A 20,780-nucleotide genomic window follows, 5' to 3' on the forward strand; every position below is an offset into this window, starting at 1 on the left:
GTCCGGGAGCCCGAACTCAATCGATCCGCGGCAGCGTCTCGAACTGGTGGAACGGCGGCGGGCTTGGCAGCGTCCATTCGAGCGTGGTGGCGCCCTCACCCCACGGATTGCCCTCTGCCTTGCGGCCGGCGAACAGCGACCAGAACACGTTGACGAGGAAAATCAGCACGCCGAACGCCATGATGGAGTAGCCATAATGGCTGGCGATGCCGTTCCAATAGGCCTGCGCGTCGGTATAGTCCGGATAGCGCCGCGGCATATTCTCAACGCCCAGGAAGTGCATCGGGAAGAACAGGATGTTCACGCCGATGAAGAAAACCCAGAAATGGAGCTGGCCCAGGAACTCGCTGTACATCCGGCCCGACATCTTCGGGAACCAGTAATAGAAACCGGCGAACAGCGAGAACACCGCGCCCAGCGAGAGCACATAGTGGAAGTGGGCAACGACATAATAGGTGTCGTGCATAATGTCATCAATACCGCCGTTGGCGAGGACGACGCCGGTCACGCCGCCTACGGTGAACATGAAGATGAAGCCGATCGACCAGACCATCGGGGTCTTGAAGCTCAGCGAGCCGCCCCACATCGTCGCGATCCACGAGAAGATCTTGATGCCGGTGGGCACCGCGATCACCATCGTGGCGGCGGTGAAATACATCTTGGTGTTCACGCTCATGCCGGTTGTGAACATGTGGTGCGCCCACACGATGAAACCGACCACGCCGATCGCGACCATGGCATAGGCCATGCCGAGATAGCCGAACACCGGCTTGCGGCTGAACGTCGCGATGATCTGGCTGACGATGCCGAAGCCCGGCAGGATCATGATGTAGACTTCGGGGTGGCCGAAGAACCAGAACAGGTGCTGGTAGAGTTCGGGATCACCGCCACCGGCGGGATCGTAGAAGGTCGTGCCGAAATTGCGGTCGGTCAGCAGCATGGTGATCGCGGCGGCGAGCACCGGAAGCGCGAGCAGCAGCAGGAAGGCGGTGACCAGCACCGACCACACGAACAGCGGCATCTTGTGCAGGGTCATCCCCGGCGCGCGCATGTTGAAGATGGTGGTGATGAAATTGATCGCGCCCAGGATCGAACTCGCGCCCGCGATGTGGAGCGAGAGAATCGCCATGTCGACCGCGGGGCCGACCGAGCCGCTGGTGGAAAGCGGCGCATAGACCGTCCAGCCGGTGCCGGCGCCGAGGCCGGTGCCGCCCGGGACGAAGGAGGAACCGAGCAGCAGCAGGAAGGCCGGGATGAGCAGCCAGAAGCTGATATTGTTCATCCGCGGGAACGCCATGTCCGGCGCACCGATCATGATCGGCACGAACCAGTTGCCGAAGCCGCCGATGATCGCGGGCATGACCATGAAGAACACCATGATCAGGCCGTGCGCGGTGATCAGCACGTTCCACATGTGGAGCGCCTGATCCATCGTTGCCTCGGTGCCCATCATCATGGACGCCCAGGTCGGCAGATACTGGATGCCGGGCGACGCCAGCTCGGCGCGCATCAGGCCCGAGATCGCGCCGCCGATCAGGCCGGCGAGGATCGCGAAGATCAGGTAGAGCGTGCCGATATCCTTATGGTTCGTCGACATGAACCAGCGGGCGAAGAAGCCCGGCTTGTGATCGGCATCATGGTGCGCATGATCGTCATGCGCTTCGAAATGGCTGGCTGGCAACGTGGCTTCGGTCATTCTTATCAGCCCTCGGTCGTGTTGGCCGCGGCGGGCGCGTCGGTGGCGTTGGCTGCGGGCTCTTCGGCCGCTTCGGTGGCATTAGCAGTTTCGGGCGCGCCGCCCTCGACCGCTGGGGCAACTTCGGCCGCCGCCGCAGGAGCCGGCGCCGCGCTCGGCATCGTGCCGCCCTTGGAGGCGACCCAGCGCGCGAACTGCTCGGGGCTCACCGCCTCGACCGCGATCGGCATATAGGCATGGCGGGCGCCGCACAGTTCGGAACACTGGCCATAATAGAGACCCGGCCGATCGATCGTGAAGCTCAGCTCGTTGATGCGGCCCGGCACCGCATCCATCTTCGCCCAGAAGGCGGGGACCGCCCAGCTGTGGATCACGTCATTGGAGGTGACCAGCACGCGGATCGGCACGCCGACCGGCAGCACCACCCGCTCGTCGACCGCGAGCAGGCGGGGCTCACCACGCTTGAGCGCCTCGGCATCGGGCAGCATGTTCGAGGTGAGCTCGAAATCGCCATGATCAGGATATTGGTAGTTCCAATACCACTGGTTGCCGATCACCTTCAGCGTCACCGCATCCTTGGGCGGCGTCTTGAATTGCGCCGCCAGCAGGCCGATCGACGGGATCGCGATCGCGACCAGGATCAGCACCGGCACCAGCGTCCAGATCACTTCGATCAGCGTGTTGTGCGTCGTCTTGCCCGGCGTGGGGTTGGCGCTGGCGCGGTAGCGGAGGGCGACCCAGGCGAGCAGCCCAAGCACCAGCAACGAGGTGAAGACGATCACCGGCATCAGCACATAATTGTGCATCCACAGCGCGCGCTTGCCGTTCGGCGTCACCTGCACCGGGAGCGTATAGCCGCCCGGGGACGGTTGGCCGACGTGCGGATCGGGCTTGGCGGTGGAGACAAAGGCCGGGGCGGCCGGGCTCGACGCCGGGGCCGGGGCCGTCCCCGGCTCGATCACCGGCGCCGGCGCGGTGGCGACGCTGGGCGCTGCGGCCGGCGCCGCGGGTGCCGCTTGGGCACTCACCGCTGCACCCACCAGGCTGAACGCGAGGAAGAGCGACTTCACCAGTTTCATAGGCATCCCGACCTGTTGTGTTTCCCACCCCGCACTGGTCACTCCCCGCGTGAGGGCATCCCGGTCCGGCATTTTATTTTGCCGGTGCTTATAGGCAGCATCCCCAACCGTCTCAAGCGGTTCGCCGCAGATTTTCTCGGAGTTGCCGCATGCGCCCGCGCGCCCTATCTGGCGACGCGGGCAAAAGTGAAGGGCGATGGAATGACCGACGAAGAGATCATGGCTGAGTTCAGGGCGGCGGATGCGCTGCTCGAGGGCCATTTCATCCTTTCGTCGGGCCTGCGCAGCGCCCGTTATCTGCAATGCGCGCGCGTGCTGATGGAACCGATGCGCGCCAGCCGCCTCGCCTCCGCGCTGGTCGCGCGGATCCCGCGCGATATCAGGACGGCGATCGATATCGTCGTCTCGCCGGCGATGGGCGGAGTGATCTGCGGGCACGAGATGGGCCGCGCGCTGGGCGTCGAGGCGATCTTCCTCGAACGGCCCGAAGGCGTGTTCGAACTGCGCCGCGGCTTCCGGCTGAAGCCAGGCCAGAAGGTGTTCATGATGGAAGACGTCGTAACGACCGGCCTCAGCTCGCGCGAGGCGATCAAGTCGATCGAGGCGGCTGGTGGCGAGACGATCGCAGCCGGCGCGCTGGTCGACCGCTCGGCAGGCAAGGCAGATCTCGGCGTGCCCTTCTTCCCGCTGCTGACGCTGTCGATCCCGACCTACGATCCCGCCGAGCTGCCGCCCGAGCTGGCGGAAATCCCCGCGATGAAGCCGGGGAGCCGCGCCGCATGACCGGAAAACTGCGGCTTGGCGTCAATATCGACCATGTCGCGACCATCCGCAACGCGCGCGGCGGCGGCCATCCCGATCCGGTGAAGGCCGCACTGCTCGCCGCCGAGGCGGGCGCCGACGGCATCACCGCGCATCTGCGCGAGGACCGCCGCCACATCACCGACGATGATATCCATCGCCTGATGGATGGGATCAGTCTGCCGCTGAACCTGGAGATGGCGGCGACACCCGAGATGCTGGAGATCGCGCTGCGCCATCGGCCGCACGCAGCCTGCATCGTGCCCGAACGACGCGAGGAACGCACCACGGAGGGCGGCCTCGACGCTGCCGGGCAGTTCGATCATCTGTGCCCGATCGTCGACGCGCTGACCGCCGCCGGCATCCGCGTCAGCCTGTTCATCGAAGCGAGCAATCGCCAGATCGACGCGGCGCTGCGCCTCGGCGCCCCCGTCGTCGAATTCCACACCGGCGCCTATGCCCATGCGACGGGCGAGGCCGCGGTCGCCGAGCTGCGCCGCATCGCCGATGGCGCCGCGCTTGCCGTGAAGAACGGCATCGAGCCACATGCCGGCCACGGCCTCACCTATGACAATGTCGGGCCGATCGCCGCGATCCCCCAGATCGCCGAGCTCAACATCGGCCACTTTCTGATCGGCGAGGCGATCTTCGACGGCCTCCACGCCAGCATCGCACGGATGCGCGACGCGATGGACGCGGCGCGATGATCATCGGTCTCGGTTCGGACCTGTGCAACATCGAGCGGATCCAGAACTCGCTCGACCGGTTCGGCGAGCGATTCGAGAACCGCGTGTTCACCGATCTCGAGCGCGCCAAGGCCGCTCGGCGGCCGCTGACCCGTGCTGGCACCTATGCCAAGCGCTTCGCCGCCAAGGAGGCGTTTTCGAAGGCGGTCGGCACCGGCTTTTCGCAGGGCGTATTCTTGCGCGACATCGGCGTGGTCAACCTGCCGTCCGGCGCGCCGACGCTGAAGCTGACCGGCGGCGCGCAGGCGAGGCTTGACGCGCTGACCCCGGCGGGCCACGCCGCCCATGTGCATCTGACGATGACCGACGACCATCCCTGGGCGCAGGCCTTCGTCATCATCGAGGCGATCCCCGTCTCTTCGCAGGAGTTCCAGGCGTGAGCGACGCCGACGCCAATCATGCCGCGGATGCGTCCGCCACTCCCCCCGCTGCCGAGCCGTCGGCGAAAAAGGCCAAGCAGAAGACCGATTGGGGCGCCGAACTGCGCGGCATCGTGCTGCTGATCCTGGCCGTCCTCGCCTTCCACAGCCTGGTCGCCAAGCCGTTCTACATCCCTTCGCCGTCGATGATGCCGATCCTCATCCAGGGTGACCGGCTGGTGGTGAGCAAATATCCCTATGGCTGGTCCTATGTCTCGCCGACCTTCCACGTCCTGCCCTTCATCAAGGGCAGGCTGTTCGGCAGCGTGCCCGAGCGCGGCGATATCGTGATCGTCAAGCCGACCGACCAGAACGAGGATTATATCAAGCGCGTCATCGGCCTGCCCGGCGACCGCATCGAGATGCGCGGCGGCACGGTGATCCTCAACGGCGTGCCGGTGAAGCGCGAGCAGAAGAAGCCGCTGATGCTCCCCGTCGATTCCAACGTGCCGTGCGAGCCCGACTATTGGCCCGGGCTGCAGGTCACCGGCGCCGACGGCAAGGCCTATTGCGAGCTGCCGATCGTCCGCGAGACGCTGCCCAACGGCCGCAGCTACGACACGATCGACCTTGGCTGGCGCCCGACCGACGAGATGGCGCCGCTGACCGTACCGGCCGGCCATGTCTTCCTGATGGGCGACAATCGCGACATGTCCGCCGACAGCCGCGTGCCCATCGAGCAGCGCGGGCTCGGCGGTCCGCTGCCGATCGAGAATATCGGCGGCCGCGCCGAATTCATCACCTTCTCGCTCGATGGAACGTCGGAGTGGTGGAACCCGTTGAGCTGGTTCACCGCCTTCCGTTCCGGCCGTGCCGGAACAGGGCTGCATCCGGACGAGGCCCCGAAGAAATGACCGACGGTCCCGACGCCGAGCATCACGAGGCGCCGGGACCAGCGGAACTCCACGATCCGGTCGTCCGCCGGGAACTCAAGCGCGCCTCCGTCTGGCTGGGCCTTGCCTTGGCGATCGTGCTGATCGCCTTCCTCGCCCAGCCGCTCCTGCTGATCGTCGGCGGTCTCGTCTTCGCCGCATTGCTCGATGGCGGTACCCGCCTGCTGGGCCGCGTGCTGCCGATCGCCCGCCCCTGGCGACTGGCGCTGGTCACGCTCTCCGGCCTCGCCTTCATCCTCTGGACCTTCTATTTCGCCGGCACCCAGCTCGCCGCGCAGGCGGAGACGCTGCGTGTGGTGGTCGCGCACCAGTTCGACCGGATCACCGACTGGGCGGCGGCCAGCGGCCTCATCAGCCGCGGCCAGGGCGGCATCGACGAGATCGGGCGGCAGTTGCTCGGCTCGCTCGGGCGGCTGACCTCGGCCGTCGGCAGCGCGCTGGGCGCGATCTCGTCGATCGCGATGATCATCGTCATTGGCATCTTCGTGGCGACCGAGCCACGGCTCTACGAGCGCGGCGTCGCCTGGATGCTGCCTATCTCGCAGCGCAAGCAATTCTACATCACCTCGGCGCGGATGGGCCACACGATGCGCCGGCTGATGTTCGGCCGGCTGATCGGCATGTTCGTGGAAGGCACCGCAACCTGGGCGCTGCTCGCCTGGTGGGGCGTGCCCATGGCGGCGTTGCTCGGCATCCTAACCGGGTTGCTGGTGTTCCTGCCCAATATCGGCGCGATCATGTCCGGCGTGCTGATGGTTCTGGTCGGCTTCTCGGCGGGCTGGGAAACCGGGCTGTGGGCGTTGTTCGTCTACATCTTCGTCCAGTCGGTGGACGCCTATCTGATCGTGCCGATGGTCGCGAAGCGCACGGTGGACCTCGCCCCCGCGCTGGTGCTGGGCGCACAGCTCCTTTTCGGCGCGCTGTTCGGCATATTGGGGCTGGCGCTTGCCGACCCGATCGTGGCGATGATCAAGGTCGCGCTGGAGCGCAGCTCGGAAGAAAATGCGCGCAAGGCGACCGAGCGCGACGCGGCGGCACAGGCGGATGCGGAAGCCGCGGCGGAGGCTTCGGCGGAAGCGCCACCGCGGCGGCGGTGGCCGACATGGTTCGGCCGTCGCGGCGCGAAGCCCGCGATCACCGCATCGTGAAGAGCACCTGATCCACGACCTTGCCGTCGAGATCGACCAGCCTCACCCGATGCACCCCGGGCCCTGCCAGGATCTGCGGTGCTGCGCTGGCGGGGCCGACATCTTGATTGTCGAGCATCAGCCGATGGCCCGTCGCCATCCCGGTGACACGGATCGCGATGCGCTGGCGGCCGACGGGGATATCGGGATCGAGGGCATAGACCGCGCCGGCGGCGGGGTTGGCGATGCGCGGGCGCCGCGCCTCCGGAGGCGCCACCGCCTGCAGGCTCTGCCCAGTGCCGGCGAGAAAATAGTCGCGGCGCGGCGGCTCGATGCCATCGGCGAAGCGCACCGCGCGCATCTCGACGCCATCGGGCATCGTCGGTGCACGCGAGGGACGGTCGGCGTGGAGCGCGCGCATCACATCGCGCCACACCGGCGCGGCGCCGCTCGTGCCCGAGACCGCGCGCATCGGATCGCCCTCCAGATTGCCGATCCAGACCGCGACGGTGTAGCGATCCGAGAAGCCCACGCACCAATTGTCACGCATCGCCTTCGACGTGCCCGTCTTCACCGCCGCCCAGAAGGGCAGGCGCAGCGCGCTGTCCAGCCCGAAGGTCTGCGCACGCGCATTTGGATCGGCGAGCATGTCCGCGACGATCCATGCCGCCTGCGGGGTCGTCACCGGCCGCGCGCTGCCCTCGGGATCCTCGCTGCGAATGCGCAGCGGCGCATAGCGGCCGCCCAGCGCCAGCATGCGATAGGCCGCCGCCTGTTCGAGCAATGTGACCTCCGCCGAGCCCAGCGCCAGCGAAAAGCCATAATATTTGCCGTCCTCGGTGAGCCCGCGATAGCCCGAATCCCACAACCGGTCGCGGAACGATTCGACCCCGGTCAGCACCAATGTCCGCACCGCGGGCACGTTGAGCGACCCCGCAAGCGCGCTGCGCACCGAGACTGGGCCCTTGAAGGCACGATCATAGTTCTGCGGCACGTAGAGGCCCGAGGCGGTGTCGAGCTGGACCGGCGAATCGTCGAGAATCGATGCGGGCGTGAGATAGCCCTTCTCGATCGCCTGCGCGTAGAGGAACGGCTTCAATGTCGAGCCGGCCTGGCGATAGGCATTGGCACCGTCCACCGACGCGGCGGTCGATTCGCCCCCCACCCCGCCGACATAGGCCAGCACGTCGCCGGTTGCATTGTCGACCACCACCACCGCGCCGTCCCGCACCCGCGCGCTGCCGAGCCCCTGCAGCTGCCGGCGCAGCGCCGTGGCTGCGACTCGCTGGACCGCGGCGTCGAGCGTGGTCGTGACCTTGAGGCCCGGCTTGTCGAGCAGGCGCACGGCGAGATGCGGCGCCAGTCCCGGGTCGAGCGCCAGCCGCCGCGCTGGAGACAGCATCGAACCTGCGGCGATGCGCAGCCCCTCGCAACCCAGCTCTGGCGCAATCGCGCAGGCGCGGCGGGTGACCGTCGCCTGGTCAGCGCGTGGATCGGGCAGCAGCGCCGTCAGCAGCGCCGCATCCGAGCGGCTGAGCGCGTCGGGGGTCTTGCCGAACAAGGTCAGCGCAGCGGCGCCGATGCCCTGCGCCTCGCCGCGAAACCCGGCGAGGTTGAGATAGGCTTCGAGGATCTCATCCTTGCTCCACCGATCTTCCAGCGCCTGCGCCGTGCGCATCTGGCGCAGCTTGTCCCGCCAGTCGCGTGCGCCCGGCGCGCCGATATCGGGCGAGAGCCAGGCGGCAAGCTGCATCGAGAGGGTCGAGGCGCCGCGGGCGCGCTGGCCGCGGAGCCGATCACGGACCGAGCCCGCAAAGGCCAGCCAGTCGACGCCACCATGGCTGCGGAAGCGGCGATCCTCCGAAGCGATCAGGGTGTCGGAGACGACGGGCGCGATCTTGTCGAGCGGCGTCCACGCAAGGCGCCGCGCAGCGAAGTCCACGCGCTCGGCGTCGATCAGCCGGCCGTTGCGGTCATAGAGCCAAGATTCACTGGGGCGCCACGCCGCTTTGACGTCACGGTAGGCCGGCAAGGGCGGTGGCATGGTGAACCAGTGGAGGATCGCGGCTGAGAGCGCGACGGTGATCGTCAACGCCCAGAGGAGGTGGGTGCGGAGCCTGATTTTCCTCCCCGCGCTCCGCTCGGGGAGGGGAACCACCGGCAAAGCCGGTGGTGGAGGGGGCGGTGCCGAAACATTCGCGCCTACCGCATTGGGATCGACCGACTCAGCGCCGGCCCCTCCACCATCAACCTGCGTTCGACGGTTCTCCTCCCCGAGCGGAGCTCGGGGAGGAGATTTGTTTTCACTCACCGCAGCGCCACCGCGATCTGGCCGTTGGGCACCTGCGCGCGGATGTCGGGCGAATACATCGCCTCCACCCGCGTCGGCGGCAGGTTGAAGCGGCCGACGCCGTTCAGCCGCACGGTATATTCGACGGTGAACGTGCCGCGCGGCACCCATTCGAAATAGCCGCGCCACGAATCGCGCCCGCGCTCGACATAGCTGGGCTGCACGCCCTCCCCGCCCGATGCCGCCTCGGCCAGCAATTGCGACTGGCCACCGAGCGTACCAACGATGGTGGCGCCGCCTGGGATCGGATCATTGACCACGACCCATTGCCGGTCGGCGGTCGATTCGACGGTGATGCGCACCTTGAGCACGTCGCCGCGGGTCAGCCTGCCCGGCACCTTCTGTTCGAGCACGCTGACCTGCTTGGTCATCCGATAGCCCGCATAGAGCGGCTGGAGCAGCGGCACCGCCGCCTTCACCTGCACCATCGCCCAAGGCCCGGCACCACCCTGCTGGGTCAGCACCAGCGGCACCTTCGCCGCCGGCAGCGGGAAGCGCAGCGGAGCGGCATCCGCGGCCTGCGGCCATTCGCGCTGGCGCGTCTCGCTGCCGAAGCGCGCCATCGTCACGCCGGTGATCGCGCTCGCCGGGTAGATGCTGCCGAAGCGGCGCGCGGTGACCGAACCCCAGGCGTTGGCCGGCGTGGTATCCCAATGGCCGCGGCTCTGGCGCAGTGCCGCGCCGACCATCAGCTTGGGCACATCATCCTCCCAGCCCGGCCGGCCGAGCACCGCGAGCAGCGCGCGCAGCACCGATTCGTCGCCGGTGACCATCATCCACCACGGCGCGTTGCCAGCATCGACCAGATCGACCCGCGATCCTTCGTAGACCAGCCGCGTGCGCAGCACCTTCTCGGCCTGCAGGCGCAGCGCCTGCGCATTGGCGAGGCCCGGCGTCTTGTCGATCGCGACCATCCAGTCGGCGAGCAACGCGGTCGGCATGTCGGCGGCCGCAAGGCCGAGCTGGCCGAACATTGCCGGATCGGCCGCACCGTTGCGCGCGAGTGCGGCGAGCGCCGCGACGCGCAGCAGGCGCTGGTCACCGGCATAGGCGGTGTCGCGCCGCAGCCGACCCTCGACCACCGCCTTCATCGCCTCGATCATCTTGCCGCGGGCGCCGTCCGGGATGGACCAGCCCGATTCGGCGGTGATCGACAGGACATAGGCGGTCAGCGCCTCCGATCCCTGGATGCTCGGCGACGGCCAGTAGCGCAGCAGCCCTTCCTCATCGAGATAGGCCGGGATCTCGCCCGACAGCCGCGTCCATGCCCCCGGATCGTCGAGCGCCACCGCGCGCGACAATTGCTGTTCGAAGCAGCCGTAGGGATAGGCGGCCATATAGGCGCGCACGCCTTCAAGCGGCGGCGCCAATGTGGCGCTGAGCTTGATGTCGACCACGCCGGTGCCCGGCAAAGCACCGGCCGGTGGCGCCACCGGGAAGTTCGCAGCGCCGACGCGCACCAATGTGCCCGCCCAGGTTTCCACCGGCACCGCCGGGATCACATCCTGCGCCACGGTGATCCGGTCCGCTGCGCCGCTCTCCGCCTTCGCCTCGACCGTCCAGTTAAGGCGATCGATATTTGCGGGCGCAGTCAGGTGCCAGGTCACCGGTTCGGCCTTGCCGGCAGGGATCGTCACCGTCAGCGGACGTCCCTTGGCGACCGACGGATTGACCCCGACCGTCGCGGTCACCGTCATCGGCTTGTCGGTGGTGTTGCGCAGCGTGAAGGTGGCACCGAACTGGTCGCCGGTGCGCACCAGCGGCGGGATGCCCGAGAGGATCTGGAGATCCTGTGTCGTCCGCACCGCCAGTTCGCCGGTGCCGAACAGCCCGGCGCCGCTATTGGCGATAGCCACCAGCTTGAACGAACTCAGCGCGTCGGACAGCGGCACATCGACCTGGGCGCGGCCCGCCGCATCCAGCGGTACGCGCCCGCGCCATAGCAGAACCGGGCGGAAATCCTCGCGATTGAGCGCGGAAAGATCACCGCCACCGCCGCCGCCGGCCTCGACCGCTTTCTTGCCATAATGCCGTTTGCCGACGACCTGCGTCTGTCCGGTCGAGGTCAGCACGGCCACCGGCCGCTGGACCATCATCGCCTCGATCAGCTTCCAGCTTTCGTTAGGCTGAAGCTGGAGCAGCGCCTCGTCGACCGCGGCGAAGGCGATCTCGGCGGATTTAGGCGCCTTGCCGTCGGGCCCCTTCACCTCGACCGCGACATGCGCGGTCTCGCGCACCGCATAGCTCTTCTTGTCGGCCTTTACCGCCACGGCGAGGCGATGGCCTTCCCAGCCCACCTTCACCTTGGCCATGCCCAGCCGGTAGCTCGGCTTGGCAAGGTCGACGAGCGCAGTCGGGTTGGCGACGTCGCGCGAGACGAAGGGCAGCCCCCAGCGCCGCGCGAGATCGGACAGCCACAGGCGAAACCCGCCGACCCGGCCGCGCACCGCCATCACCGAGACATAGACCTCAGGCGCATAGGCGCCCGGCATCTCCACCTCGACCACCGGATCCTTGCCGGACAGGCGGGTGACGAAGCTGGAAAGCACGCCCTCCCGCTCCACCGTCACCAGCGCGGTCGCCTCACGGAAGGGCATGCGGACCTGGAATTTCGCGGTCTCGCCCGCCTTGTATTCGGGCTGTTCGGCGACGAGATCCATGCGGTCGCCATTGTCGCCGCCGAACCACCAGTCATCGTCACCGGCCAGCCACAGCGAGCGGGTGGCATGAGCGACATTGCCGTCCGCATCCTCGGTGGTGGCTACGGCATAGACCTCGCCCGACACGCCGGGGTCGACCGCGCAGGTCGCAAGCCCCTGGCTGTCGGTGATCGCGGTGCATTCGACGCCGAGCTTGGTGACCTTCGCCTGATTGTCATAAGCGTAGAAGCCGCCGATCAGCCGGCGCCGCGCGGTCAATATCTCGCGGCTGTAGAGGTCGACGCGGATGCGTTGGCCGCGGATCGGCTTGCCGTCCAGCCCGAGGGCGACGAAGCGCAGGCGCATATCGTCCTGCTTCATCAGCCAGCCATCGCCCTTCATGCCGAGTTGCACGCCGCTGGCATGGATCGGCACGCTTCGCGATGCGGTCAGCACCTCGCCATTGGCATCCTCATAATCCATCTCGACCACCATCCGGGCGCCGCCGGTGATCGTGGTGGGGATGTCGATCGCGGTGCGCGCGGTGCCCTGCGCGTCGAGTGTGACCGGCAATGTCTGCGCGGGCGGCAGCGGCGGGGCAATCTCCTCGCCCTCGCCGTCGAGCGGCTTGGTGCCTTCCTCCAGCAGCCGGCCACCGAAACTCCAGCCCTCATAGCCGGAGGGTGCCAGATCGTCAGCGGTGAAGGCCGTGCGGATGCGCACCGGCAGGGATGCGGCCCCGCCGCCCGACAGATAGCCGACGAACAGGTCCAGCGGCACGCGCTTGGGGCGGACCTGCGGATCCTTGGGGCCGGTGACGGTCGCGCGCATCGTCGGCAGGCGGAACTCGTCCAGCTTGATCGACTGGTCGGTGTAGATCGTGCGTTCGCCGACGATGATCTGCAGGTCGTAATCGCCCATCGGCGCGCCCTCGGGCGCGGACCAGCGCGATTCGCCGATGCCGTCCGCGGCGATCTTCAGCGGCATTTCGAACTGGGTGTCCGAGCCGCGATGGACCAGCCGCAAGGTGCCATCGATCGGCTCGGCATAGCCGAAGCCGGTCGCGATCGGCCGACGCAGGATATGCTTCATGTTCACCGTCTCGCCGGCGCGCAGCAAGGTGCGGTCGAAGATGGTGTGGACGATGTCGTCGGGCTTGGACCAGCCATAGGGCAGGTCGAAATCATAGGGCCGGATGCCCTCGCCCCATTCGGTCAATGTGAAGCTGAAGTCGCCCGCCTTGCGGGCAGAGACCATCAGCGGGTGGGGAGCGTCGGGCGACGTCGATTTGCAATCGCCATAGGTTTCGGGCTCGGGCAGGCCGCCCTTGATCAGCACGCGCCCCAGCGCATCGCTGGCGCCGCGCGCGATCAGCCGGCCGGTGCAGCTGTCGGACACGCGCACATCGGCGCCCGCCACCGGCTTGCCGCTATCGAGCGCGGTCACCCAGGCGAGCGAGGCACCGCGGCCCCATTTGAAATGGACGCTCATGTTGGTGACGAGCGCGCCCGCCGCCACATAGCGCGTCGCCTTGCGACCCAGCAGCGATTCGCCGAGCGTCGGGCTGGCGAGTTCGACCACGTAGAAGCCGGGAGCTTTCAGCGGGATGCCGACGACCTCGAAATCCTTGCCCTTGCCGGGCAGCGGCACCGACATCGGCTTGCCAGCGGCGGTTCCGCTGAGGATCGAGCGGGTGCCGGTATAATTGACCGTCACATCCTCGCCGCCGCGCTTCTCCTCGCGGAAATCATTGGCGCCGGCAGTCTCGATCTCGCGCAACCATTTGGCGATCGCCGCATCGGAGGTCGAATCCGCCTCCAGCATCTTGCCGGCGATCGGCTGGCTGCGGCCCTGCAGCTCGGGCTCGACGTTGCGGACGGTGACGGGCAGCGTGCCGCCTTCCTTCGCCTCGATGATGCCGAAGGGCGCCGCGAACTTCACCAGCGGCGGCGCGACATCGAAGCGCACGTCGAGCGGGAAGCGCTGCGCGTTGGAGAGCGGGCGGCCGCTTTCGTCCTTCACGCCGTCGGGCAGGATCAGCTTGCCGGTGGTGCCGGCCGGCAGCGGCGCCGCGAAGCTGACGCTGGTGATGTGCGCGCGATTCTTGTCGTCATCGTCGATCCTGGCGGCCAATGTCTTGCCGCCCGCCTCGATGCGGATCGCCTTCGCCTGCGCGATCGGGATCGGTGCAGTAAATTGCACACTGGCCTTGAGCACGGGGTTGCAGCCCGCCTGCGGGTTGACCCGCGAGCAACTGAAGCTCGCCTCGAACGCCTTGCGGACGGTAAAATCGAAGCGCTGGTCGGCGCCTGCGGTACGGCCGTCGGCGCTGCTGATGCCGGCGCCCCAGACCAAAGCCATGTCACGCCCCGGCGGCAACGGCCGGCGGCATTTGAGCGCGGTGATGGTCTTCAACGCGTCGGCACGCACCTTCGCATCGGTTGGCACCGGCTGGGGGAGACCGGCGGTGCTCAGGAAATTGTCGAGCGTGTAATTGTTCTTGCCGAGGCCGGTCAGGATCTTGTCCGCCGCGGACGGGTCGAGCACATCCACCGCGATCTTCTCGCCGATGCCGTCGACCGAGCAATAGGCATCGCCGGCTACCGAGGCGCGATCGGCCGGCACATTTGCTGCGACGAGGAAGATCTGGCCATCCTCTTCGATCCGCCCGTCATAGCGGCCAGGCAGGATCGCGCGCGCGGAGGGGCCGCCGGTGTCGACGGAGAAGCTGCGCGCGCCGGCAACTTCGATGCCCTTGGCGCTCATCAAACCCTGGCGCAGTTCGAACTTGCAGGTCAGCCCGCCGGGCAGCGGCTTTTCGAATTCATGGACATACGTGGTCGTATCGACCCAGCGGCCGGTGCCGCCGACGGGGCAATCGACCTTCCAGGGGGTTTGCGCGCGCGGATCGCCCAGCGGCACCATCGGTTCGGAGAAGCGGACGGTGTAGCGTTCGACGGCGCCGCCGCCCATGCCGGGGGTGGCGAGCACCACCTGCGGCGCACTGTCGCCTACCGCAACGATTGGCCCCAAAACTGCGCCGAACAACACCGCCGCAGCCAGCGCAACAAACCCCTTGCGCATGCAACTCCCCTCGCCGCCTCTGGGACGGTAACTGAACCTTCCCCGCCACTTAAGTCCAGTCCGAATTAACCCAGGCTAATGTGACTTGCGGTTGATCCATTTTGGATGAAAACTGCAGAGAGGTACGGGGGGAATCGTCGATTGGATGCGGCGCTGGAACTGGCGGGCGTAATTGCGCACGAATTGGCGCTGTTCGCGGCCATCGCCTTCCTGATCGGCGGCCTCGACGACCTCGCCGTGGACCTGCTGTGGCTCGGCCGCGCCGGCTGGCGGCGTCTGGGCGGTGCTCCCGCCGTACCGACACTCACCGCCCCGGACCGGACCGGCTGGCTTGCGGTGTTCGTCCCCGCGTGGGACGAGGCGGCGGTGATCGGCCAGATGCTGCGCGCGGCACTCGCCCGCTTCGAGCATCCCGATTATCGTATCTATGTCGGCTGCTATCCCAACGACCCCGAAACGCTGGAGGCGGTTGAGGCCGTCGCCGCGCGCGACCCGCGGGTCTGCCCCGTCGTCCACCGCCGCGAGGGGCCAACGACCAAGGCGGACTGCCTCAACGGCGTATGGGCGGCGCTCCTCGCCGACGAGGCCGCCCGGGGCGAGCGGGCCAAAGCGATCATCCTCCATGACGCCGAGGACGTCGTCCATCCCCAGGAGTTGCGGCTGTTCGACCGGCTGATCGAGACCCATGCGATGGTGCAGATCCCGGTGCTGCCGCTAGCGGTGCCGGGATCGCGCTGGGTCTCCGGCCATTATCTCGACGAGTTTGCCGAAGCGCATGGCAAGCAGCTTGTCGTGCGCGAACAGCTAGGCGCGGCGGTGCCAGCCGCCGGTGTCGGCTGCGCGTTCGAACGCGGCATGCTGGAGCGGATCGCCGATGGCCGTCATGAAGGGCCTTTCGATGCCGACAGCCTGACCGAGGATTATGAGCTTGGCCTGCGCATCAGCGCACTGGGCGGTCGCGGCACTTTCGCACGGCTGCGCGGCGCCGACGGCAGCCTCATCGCCACCCGCGCCTATTTCCCAGCGACGCTGGAGGCCGCGGTACGCCAGAAAGCACGCTGGGTGACGGGGATCGCGCTGCTCGGGTGGGAGCGGCTGGGCTGGACGGACAGTCTCGCCGAAAGCTGGATGCGCATGCGGGACCGGCGCGCGCTGCTTGCCGCCATCACCATCGCGGTCGGCTATGCCGCCGCCTTCCTCGCGACCGGCACCGTGCTCGCCGGAACCGCCGCCGGAAAGCCTTATGGCGAGATCGGCCCGGGGCTGGCGCTGTTGATCAACATCAACGCCGCGCTGCTGATCTGGCGGATGCTGATGCGCGGGCTGTTCGTGGGCCATGCGCATGGCTGGCGAGAGGGGCTGATCTCGATCCCGCGCGCCGCGGTCGCCAATCTGATCGCCATTCTCTCGGCGTGGCGCGCGCTCGGCCGCTATCTCGCGATCAAACGCGGCACATCGCCACGATGGGACAAGACGGCGCACGCCTTTCCGGATATCAGCGCGCCGCTATGAGCGCCTTCGCCGCCCCGCCCGTCCGCTTCCTCGTCGCCGTGATGGCGCTGTGGACGGGCGCGCGCGCCACCGCGCTAATGTGGGAAGAAGGCGTGGTCGATCCCGCGCGGCGCGGCGCGACCGAATTGGTCGCGCTCGACCCGCCCAAGGTGCCGGCAGTCGTTGCCGAGCCGAAGCCGGCGGTACAACTCGCGATGGCGGAACCGGTGGCGCCTGCCACGATCGTTCCCGCGGTGCTGACGGAGCCCGCGTCGTCGGTCGAAACGCCCGTCAAAGCGGCACCTGCCGAACAGGGAAGCGTGAATCCCGAAGCCTTGCTGCTGATCGCCAGCTATGGTGGCCCGCCGCAGCTGCCGATGCCTGACCCCGTGCCGACGACCGATCCGCAGCCGGCGCTCGTCACCCCCGCGCCGGTCGTGATGGCGCTCAATACGATCGCGCCGACCCTGTCAGAAGCCTAATGTGAAGCGCAACGCTGCGCCGATGTCGTCGGCCAGCACCGCATAATTGCCGGGATCGCTGCGCAGGAACAGGTTGGCGCCGATCCGGCCCCGCCCCAGCGGCCGATCGTATCGCAGCTCATAGTCGAACTCGCGGCCGTTTGGCGCCAGGTTGACGCGCTGCACGGCATAGCCGGTGACGCCCGTCGCATAATCATAACCCGACGGCAGGCTGAGCATCAGTCCGCCATCGGAGACCCGCAGCGGCTGCGCGAAGCGGAAGGCGATCGCGTCGCCGCCGCCGAACAGCCCGCGCTTGGCTGCATCGACGGAAAAGGCGGTGGTTCGGAGCACCGCGCCATCCACCAGCGCGCCGGCGCGCGGCACCTGCGTCCAGCCGCGCCGATAGGAGGCGCCCAAGCTCCAGCCGTCACCGCCCTGCCAGCGGGCGCCGCCATCGACGAACCAGCTCCGCCCTGCCCGCGCACCGAACAGCGCATCGAAGCGCGCGCCGATCACCGTCTCCGCCTCGATCATCCGCGTCGCGCCGAGGCTGAGCGCAAGCCCCCCCAGCCGCCGGTCGAGCGTGACCGAGGTCGAGCTATAGCCATAGCGGCGAAAACGGTTGCGCAGTGCGTCGATCCCTTCGCGGCTGTAGACCAGCGCATCGCCGCGTTCGGCCGCGACGGTCAGGCCGAAGCGGCCGATCCGGTGGCGGAGCGCGAAGGCGCTGTCGCTGCGCTGCTCGAACCCGGCATCGCCCGTTGCGTCGCGGGCGACGAGGAAGGGCGGGCTGCCGCGCCCGGCCATCGCCACGACCAGCGCATTGGCACCCTGCGCGATCGCGAAGCGCATTTCGGTGGAGGCTCCGAGCCGGGTCGCGACGCTGCCGGCCATGGCGCGCGCCTGCCGTGCCTCGTCCCCGCTCAGCAGCAGCCGCTCGACCGCCACGCCGTCGCGCCCCGGCGCGATGGTCAGCGCCAGCGTGGTGCCGCCGGCGCCTATGGCTGCACTGCGCCCCGTCGCCTGCAGTGCGGAGACGAGCGCAGTGCGTGGGGTTGCACCGCGGATCGTCGGCGAAAATCGCATCCCGAACGCGCGCGCATATTTGTCGAGGACGACCGCCTGCAGGCTCTCGCCGCCCTGCCCGGCATCGCCCATCGCGCTGGACAAGGTCACGCTCGGATCGAGCGACACCGGCACCGCGCTACCGGCGAGCGCGGTCTGGCCCTGCGGCTGGAAGGCACGGCCAATGTCGAGCAGGCCGCGGCCATAAACAGGATCGACTCCCGCCGCGCCGGCATCGCGTGCGGTGCTGAGCAGCAGTTCGACGAGTTGCTGGCCCGTCATCGTGGGGAAGGCCTGGGCGAGCAGCGCGATCGCCCCGGCGACGTGCGGTGCGGAGAAGGAGGTGCCGTTCCAAAGGAAGGTCTGGCCGCTTTCGTCATTCGCCTGCACGCGCTCGCCCAGGGCGGTGACGTAGACGTTCTGCGCGCTGCCAGCGCGGTTGCTGAAGTCGGAGATGGTGCCGGCCGCGTTGGTCGACCCCGCGACGATGATCAGCCCGCGCGCCAGCGCCGGATCGAGCGCGACGCGCGCCAGCGGATCGACCTGGTCGGCGCTGTCATTCCCCGCCGAAAACACGATGACCACCCCCGCCGCGGTCGCCCGCGCGATCGCCTGTTGCAGCACCGGCGCGGCAGCGCCCCCGCCCAAGGAGATGTTGACGACACGCGCGCCTGCGCCTGTCGCCACGTCGAGCGCGCGCGCGATGGCGGGGTCGGGGTGCATGCAGCCATCGTCGGGATTGCTGGGATCGTCGGCGGCGCAGCTTCCCGGCTCATCGGTGCGCAGCACGAGCAGGGTCGCATCGAACGCCACGCCATGGACCTGGCTGTCATTCTTCGCGGCTGCCAGCACCGTCGACACCGCCGTGCCATGGCCGCCGACATCCTGGATCGAGGCGTTGCCCGCGGTGTCGCGCGACAGCGGGCTGATCCGGCCGGCGAATTCGGGGCTGTCGATGTCGATGCCGCTGTCGATCACGCCGGCGAGGACACCGCGCCCGGTCGCGCCCGCCTGGTAGGCGGGAATTGCGTTGGCGAGGACCAGCCCGCGCGAGGCGCGATATTCCGCGGTGTTGAAGGGGTTGGCCGGGGTCGGCGTGGGGGTGGGAGCGGGGGTCGGCGTGGGTGTCGGGGTCGGTGTAGGCGTCGGCACCGGGGCCGGCGTGCTGCCCACGCCACCACCTCCGCCACCGCAGCCATCGACCAGCACGGCCGCAAGCGAAAGAAGGACGAGGCGACGCAAGGCTGGACCGGACATGACGATACCCCCCGGGTACGAGGCCGTACGCTCCACCATTTGGCCCCGACGAAGCCTAGACCTGCCGCACCGGCGGCGAAAGCGCTTTGCGCCACAATGGACGTAGCGGCCCTCCGGCGCTAAGCGCACCCCCATCATGCCGCCCGAACTTGCCCATATCCGCACCTGGATCTTCGATCTGGACAACACGCTCTATCCGGCGTCCGCGGACCTGTTCGGGTTGATCGACCTGCGCATGACCGCATTCGTCGCGCGGCTGCTCGATCTCGATCCGGTCGAGGCGCGGCGGGTGCAGAAGGAGTATTTCCGCAACCACGGCACCACATTATCCGGGCTGATGTCCGCGCATCATGTCGATCCGTACGAATTCCTCGACTATGTCCATGACATCGAGATGGACGCGCTGGCCGAAGATCGCAGGCTGGTGCGCGCGGTGGCGCGGCTGCCCGGCCGCAAGCTCGTCTTCACCAATGGCGACGTGTCCTATGCCCAGCGCGTGCTGCAACGCCTGGGTCTGGGCGAATCGTTCGAAGCGATCCACGACATCCACGCCTGCGCCTACCAGCCGAAGCCCAATCCGGAGAGCTACCGGACGATGGTGGCGGCGCTGAACGTCGATCCGACGACCGCTCTGTTCGCGGAAGACATGGCGCGCAACCTGCGCCCCGCCAAGGCGCTGGGGATGACCACCGTATGGGTCAACAACGGCTCCGAAATGGGGGACGTCGACCATGCGCATGATTTTATCGATTTCGAAACCGCCGATATCGGCGCCTGGCTGGATGAGATCCTGGGGGACGAATGACGATGACGACCGACCTGCAATCGACGATCGAAGCCGCGTGGGAAGCCCGCGATACGCTGGGCTTCACCACCACCGGCGCGGTGCGCGAGGCGGTCGAGGACGCGCTGGCGCTGCTCGATTCGGGTGAGAAGCGAGTGGCCGAGCCCGGTGCCGATGGCTGGGTGGTCAACCAGTGGCTGAAGAAGGCGGTGCTGCTGAGCTTCCGCCTCAACGACAATGCGGTAATGCCCGGCCCGGGTGGCGCGAACTGGTGGGACAAGGTGCCGCTGAAGTTCGACGGCTGGGACGAGAACCGGTTCCGCGACGCCGGCTTCCGCGCGGTGCCCGGCAGCTTCGTCCGCCGCGGCGCGCACATCGCGAAGGGCGTCGTGCTGATGCCGAGCTTCGTCAACATCGGCGCCTATGTCGGCGAGGGATCGATGGTCGACACCTGGGCGACCGTGGGAAGCTGCGCGCAGATCGGCCGCAACGTCCATCTTTCGGGTGGCGTCGGCATCGGCGGCGTGCTCGAGCCGCTGCAGGCCAATCCGGTGGTGATCGAGGATGACTGCTTCATCGGCGCCCGTTCCGAAGTGGTCGAGGGCGTGATCGTCGAGCGTGGTGCTGTGCTGTCGATGGGCGTTTTTATCTCGTCCACCAGCAAGATCATCGACCGCACCACCGGCGAGATCTTCGTCGGCCGGGTGCCGGCCTATTCGGTGGTCGTCCCCGGCACCTTGCCCGGCAAGCCGCTGCCGGACGGGACGCCAGGCCCGGCGCTGTCCTGCGCGGTGATCGTGAAGCGCGTCGACGCGCAGACCCGCGCGAAGACCGGCATCAACGAGCTGCTGCGGGATTGACGATAAATTCCCTTCCCCGAGCAAC

At 68.1% G+C, this 20,780-nt stretch carries 14 protein-coding genes; 9 read left to right on the forward strand and 5 right to left on the reverse strand.

From position 1 onward, the window contains the following. Window positions 1-16 precede the first annotated feature (16 nt). Window positions 17-1,696 (reverse strand): cytochrome c oxidase subunit I, encoded by a 1,680-nt coding sequence (gene ctaD / locus FHS96_RS20715; RefSeq protein WP_429596190.1) that lies wholly within the window; start codon window positions 1,694-1,696, stop codon window positions 17-19. A gap of 5 nt (window positions 1,697-1,701) precedes the next feature. Continuing rightward, the gene (gene coxB / locus FHS96_RS20720) at window positions 1,702-2,775 is read right to left on the reverse strand and encodes a cytochrome c oxidase subunit II (RefSeq protein ID WP_429596193.1); all 1,074 of its coding nucleotides are present in this window, start codon (window positions 2,773-2,775) and stop codon (window positions 1,702-1,704) included. 201 nt (window positions 2,776-2,976) lie between these two features. Here coxB and pyrE point away from each other — a divergent pair, with 201 nt between their 5' ends. From pyrE to FHS96_RS20745, 5 genes are read left to right on the forward strand one after another with little or no spacing between them, the layout of a single operon-like run. Further along, a complete protein-coding gene (gene pyrE / locus FHS96_RS20725; protein ID WP_429596196.1) occupies window positions 2,977-3,558 on the forward strand; it encodes an orotate phosphoribosyltransferase in 582 nt (193 codons plus the stop codon). Further along, window positions 3,555-4,283 carry a pyridoxine 5'-phosphate synthase gene (locus FHS96_RS20730; RefSeq protein WP_429596199.1) on the forward strand — a complete coding sequence of 243 codons (729 nt, stop codon included), beginning with the start codon at window positions 3,555-3,557 and terminating at the stop codon, window positions 4,281-4,283. Before pyrE ends, FHS96_RS20730 begins: the two co-directional genes overlap by 4 nt. Beyond that, window positions 4,280-4,702, forward strand: a complete 423-nt coding sequence (acpS, locus tag FHS96_RS20735) for a holo-ACP synthase (protein ID WP_429596201.1) — start codon at window positions 4,280-4,282, stop codon at window positions 4,700-4,702. The genes FHS96_RS20730 and acpS overlap by 4 nt, the downstream gene beginning before the upstream one ends. Continuing rightward, complete coding sequence (lepB, locus tag FHS96_RS20740; protein ID WP_429596204.1) at window positions 4,699-5,595, forward strand: signal peptidase I; 897 nt, start codon at window positions 4,699-4,701, stop codon at window positions 5,593-5,595. The genes acpS and lepB overlap by 4 nt, the downstream gene beginning before the upstream one ends. Then, window positions 5,592-6,782: an AI-2E family transporter gene (locus tag FHS96_RS20745; RefSeq protein ID WP_429596207.1), complete on the forward strand. Its 1,191-nt coding sequence runs from the start codon at window positions 5,592-5,594 to the stop codon at window positions 6,780-6,782. The genes lepB and FHS96_RS20745 overlap by 4 nt, the downstream gene beginning before the upstream one ends. On the opposite strand, the gene pbpC is transcribed toward FHS96_RS20745, so the two are convergent. Together pbpC and FHS96_RS20755 are read right to left on the reverse strand one after the other, a co-directional pair. Beyond that, a complete protein-coding gene (gene pbpC / locus FHS96_RS20750; RefSeq protein ID WP_429596885.1) occupies window positions 6,769-8,805 on the reverse strand; it encodes a penicillin-binding protein 1C in 2,037 nt (678 codons plus the stop codon). The two genes, FHS96_RS20745 and pbpC, sit on opposite strands and share 14 nt — an antisense overlap. A gap of 263 nt (window positions 8,806-9,068) precedes the next feature. Then, on the reverse strand, window positions 9,069-14,834 hold the full coding sequence (locus FHS96_RS20755) for an alpha-2-macroglobulin family protein (RefSeq protein ID WP_429596209.1): 5,766 nt from the start codon (window positions 14,832-14,834) through the stop codon (window positions 9,069-9,071). A 141-nt stretch (window positions 14,835-14,975) separates the two neighbouring features. Between FHS96_RS20755 and FHS96_RS20760 the strand changes: the two genes are divergently transcribed. Together FHS96_RS20760 and FHS96_RS20765 are read left to right on the forward strand one after the other, a co-directional pair. Further along, window positions 14,976-16,346, forward strand: a complete 1,371-nt coding sequence (locus FHS96_RS20760; RefSeq protein ID WP_429596212.1) for a glycosyl transferase family protein — start codon at window positions 14,976-14,978, stop codon at window positions 16,344-16,346. Next, window positions 16,343-16,807: a hypothetical protein gene (locus FHS96_RS20765; RefSeq protein WP_429596214.1), complete on the forward strand. Its 465-nt coding sequence runs from the start codon at window positions 16,343-16,345 to the stop codon at window positions 16,805-16,807. The genes FHS96_RS20760 and FHS96_RS20765 overlap by 4 nt, the downstream gene beginning before the upstream one ends. Here FHS96_RS20765 and FHS96_RS20770 read toward each other — a convergent pair. Continuing rightward, the gene (locus tag FHS96_RS20770) at window positions 16,796-19,111 is read right to left on the reverse strand and encodes a S8 family peptidase (RefSeq protein WP_429596217.1); all 2,316 of its coding nucleotides are present in this window, start codon (window positions 19,109-19,111) and stop codon (window positions 16,796-16,798) included. The two genes, FHS96_RS20765 and FHS96_RS20770, sit on opposite strands and share 12 nt — an antisense overlap. Before the next feature lie 136 nt (window positions 19,112-19,247). Here FHS96_RS20770 and FHS96_RS20775 point away from each other — a divergent pair, with 136 nt between their 5' ends. Then, complete coding sequence (locus FHS96_RS20775) at window positions 19,248-19,916, forward strand: pyrimidine 5'-nucleotidase (RefSeq protein ID WP_429596220.1); 669 nt, start codon at window positions 19,248-19,250, stop codon at window positions 19,914-19,916. Between the two features lie 2 nt (window positions 19,917-19,918). Then, window positions 19,919-20,755 (forward strand): 2,3,4,5-tetrahydropyridine-2,6-dicarboxylate N-succinyltransferase, encoded by an 837-nt coding sequence (dapD, locus tag FHS96_RS20780; RefSeq protein ID WP_429596888.1) that lies wholly within the window; start codon window positions 19,919-19,921, stop codon window positions 20,753-20,755. Window positions 20,756-20,780: the final 25 nt, after the last annotated feature.

It is taken from the genome of Sphingomonas zeicaulis (assembly GCF_050433225.1).
GTDB classification, from domain to species: Bacteria; Pseudomonadota; Alphaproteobacteria; order Sphingomonadales; family Sphingomonadaceae; genus Sphingomonas_D; species Sphingomonas_D zeicaulis.

Bases quoted from the DNA above. Each gene is read 5' to 3' on its own strand.
- ctaD (WP_429596190.1), bottom strand. From the start codon at position 1,696: ATGACCGAAGCCACGTTGCCAGCCAGCCATTTCGAAGCGCATGACGAT.
- coxB (WP_429596193.1), bottom strand. From the start codon at position 2,775: ATGAAACTGGTGAAGTCGCTCTTCCTCGCGTTCAGCCTGGTGGGTGCA.
- pyrE (WP_429596196.1), top strand. From the start codon at position 2,977: ATGACCGACGAAGAGATCATGGCTGAGTTCAGGGCGGCGGATGCGCTG.
- FHS96_RS20730 (WP_429596199.1), top strand. From the start codon at position 3,555: ATGACCGGAAAACTGCGGCTTGGCGTCAATATCGACCATGTCGCGACC.
- acpS (WP_429596201.1), top strand. From the start codon at position 4,280: ATGATCATCGGTCTCGGTTCGGACCTGTGCAACATCGAGCGGATCCAG.
- FHS96_RS20745 (WP_429596207.1), top strand. From the start codon at position 5,592: ATGACCGACGGTCCCGACGCCGAGCATCACGAGGCGCCGGGACCAGCG.
- pbpC (WP_429596885.1), bottom strand. From the start codon at position 8,805: ATGCCACCGCCCTTGCCGGCCTACCGTGACGTCAAAGCGGCGTGGCGC.
- FHS96_RS20755 (WP_429596209.1), bottom strand. From the start codon at position 14,834: ATGCGCAAGGGGTTTGTTGCGCTGGCTGCGGCGGTGTTGTTCGGCGCA.
- FHS96_RS20765 (WP_429596214.1), top strand. From the start codon at position 16,343: ATGAGCGCCTTCGCCGCCCCGCCCGTCCGCTTCCTCGTCGCCGTGATG.
- FHS96_RS20770 (WP_429596217.1), bottom strand. From the start codon at position 19,111: ATGTCCGGTCCAGCCTTGCGTCGCCTCGTCCTTCTTTCGCTTGCGGCC.
- FHS96_RS20775 (WP_429596220.1), top strand. From the start codon at position 19,248: ATGCCGCCCGAACTTGCCCATATCCGCACCTGGATCTTCGATCTGGAC.
- dapD (WP_429596888.1), top strand. From the start codon at position 19,919: ATGACGACCGACCTGCAATCGACGATCGAAGCCGCGTGGGAAGCCCGC.